This window comes from Pseudomonas gingeri (assembly GCF_013386165.1).
Classification (GTDB): domain Bacteria; phylum Pseudomonadota; class Gammaproteobacteria; order Pseudomonadales; family Pseudomonadaceae; genus Aquipseudomonas; species Aquipseudomonas gingeri_C.
The window spans coordinates 466-2,502 of record NZ_JACAOS010000044.1 but is presented as its reverse complement, the minus strand read 5'-3'; the positions used below and the strand labels follow the sequence as shown (position 1 = coordinate 2,502).

General features: G+C 64.6%; 1 protein-coding gene. It reads right to left on the bottom strand.

Annotation, left to right across the window (positions count from 1 at the left end):
* On the bottom strand, window positions 1–2,037 hold a 2,037-nt coding region (locus HX866_RS33980), incomplete at both ends, for a non-ribosomal peptide synthetase (RefSeq protein WP_177141291.1).

Below are 2,037 nucleotides of genomic sequence, written 5' to 3'. Positions count from 1 at the left end.
CGGCGGCCAGGGTGTGCCAGTGGGCGGCGGTCATGTGCAGGAAGGTCGGACGGATGCCGTGATCCTGGGTACCCTCGCTGCCGAAGATCTCCCGGCTCGGCGCCAGGGTGGCCCCGGCCAGCAGCGCCGGGAAGATTTCCTCCACCGACAGGTCGAAGTTCAAGGTGTTCTGTTGCAGCACGGTGTCCGCCGGCGTCAGGCCGAACAGGCGGGCGGCATCGAGGCTGTAGTTGACCAGGCCACGGTGTTCGATCATCACCCCTTTCGGATTACCGGTGGAACCGGAGGTGTAGATCACGTAGGCCAGGTGGCGCGCGCCCAGAGTTGGCACCACAGGATTGTCATCACGCTCGGCGAAGGTTTCCCGTGGCTCGTCATCCAGCAACAGCAACGGCAAGTCCAGTGCGGGCAAGCTTTCCAGCAGTGCGCGCTGGGTCAGCAGCGCCGACGGCTGGCTGTCCTCGATCATGTAGGCCAGGCGCTCGGCTGGGTAAGCCGGGTCCAGCGGCACATAGGCTGCACCGGCCTTGAGCACGCCCAACAGGCCGACCATCATCTCCACGCCACGCTCGACGCAGATCGCTACCCGATCATCCGGGCCGACACCCAGGCCGATCAGGTGATGGGCCAGGCGGTTGGCCTGGCGGTTCAGCTCGGCATAACTCAGGCGCTGGGCCTGGAAGGCCACCGCGATGGCCTCGGGTTGCGCCAGCACCTGCTCCTCGAACAGTTGATGAATCGTGCTGTCTTGCGGGTAAGGCACGTCGGTGGCGTTGAGGCCCACCAGCAGTTGTTCGCGTTCGACGGCATCGATCAGCGGCACCTGCTCCAGCACTTGGCGGTCATCGGCGACCATGGCTTCCAACAAGCGCTGGAAGTAACCGAGGTAACGAACCATGGTGCCTTCGTCGAACAGCGCGGTGGCGTATTCCAGGGAACCGTACAGGCGATCGCCCACTTCAACCATGTCCAGAGTCAGGTCGAACTTGGCTGTGCAAGCGACCACTTCCACGCCTTGCAAAGCCATGTCGCCGAGCGCCAGATCGGCCTTCTCGTTGCTCTGCCACGACAACATCGCCTGGAATAGCGGACTGTGGGACAGGCTGCGCTGCGGACGCACCACCTCCACCACCTGCTCGAACGGCAGGTCCTGGTTGACCTGAGCCGCCAGGGTCTGGCGCTTGACCTGCTGCAACAAGGTTTCGACGCTCGGTGCAGCCGAGAGATCAACGCGCACCGCCAGGGTGTTGACGAAGAACCCGATCAGGTCCTCCACCTCGGCACGCATGCGGTTGGCCACCGGTGTACCGATCACCACGTCATCCTGACCGGACAAGCGGCCCAGCAACGCGGCCCAAGCGGCCATGACCGTCATGAACAAGGTGCTGCCATGGCGTTGGCTCAGGGCCTTGAGGCCACGGGTCAGGTCAGCATCGAGCGCCAGCGTCACCATATGCCCGCTGTAGTCCTGTTGCGCCGGACGCGGCCGGTCAGTCGGCAAGGCCAGCAAGGCTGGCGCGCCAGCCAGCGTCTGCTGCCAGTACTGCCGTTGCTGCTGCAAGACATCGCCGGTCAGCCAGTTGCGCTGCCACAGCGCATAGTCCGCGTACTGCACCGGCAACGCCGGCAACGGATCTTCAGCGCCTTGACGGAACGCCTCGTAGAGCGCGCCCAGTTCACGGGTCAGCACCCCGCCGGACCAGCCATCGGAGATGATGTGGTGCATGGTCACCACCAACACATGGTCGTCATCGGCCATGCGGATCAGACGCCCACGCACCAGCGGCCCCTGTTCCAGGTCGAAGCCCTCATCCACTTCTTCGGCGACGATGGCCAGCAGCGTCTCTTCCGCCTGCGCCTGTCCTGTCAGCACCTGCAATTGCAGATTGAAGCCGATATCGGCCGGAGCAATGTGCTGCTCCGGTTCCTGGCCCGGCAGTTGGATAAAGGTCGTACGCAAGACCTCGTGACGGGCCACGATACGATCCAACGCGCGCTGGAGCGCAGGCTGGTCGAGGCTGCCGTGCAAGCGCAGGC